Genomic DNA, 209 nt, shown 5'->3' on the forward strand with positions numbered 1-209 from the left:
GTATCCCGAGATCATGCAGAAATCCATGGACGGCGATATGAGTATGCCCGCGGGCGATGATATGAGTATGCCGTCCGATCAGAGCGGCGCGGACAAGATGGCCGAGCAGGGCAGTATGCAGAAGTTCCCCGCCTTTGAGGGGAAAGACCTGGACGGCAACACGGTGAAGAGCGACGAGCTGTTCTCCGGCAACGCCGTCACCGTAGTGA

1 pseudogene is annotated in these 209 nt (G+C 58.9%); it reads left to right on the forward strand.

Going from position 1 to position 209, the window contains the following annotated elements:
- Positions 1 to 209 (forward strand): annotated as a pseudogene (locus tag NE609_RS17505) (TlpA family protein disulfide reductase); the annotation flags it as partial.

Origin of the sequence: Anaerotruncus sp. DFI.9.16 (assembly GCF_024461615.1) — a bacterium.
In the GTDB taxonomy this organism is placed as follows: domain Bacteria; phylum Bacillota; class Clostridia; order Oscillospirales; family Ruminococcaceae; genus Anaerotruncus; species Anaerotruncus massiliensis.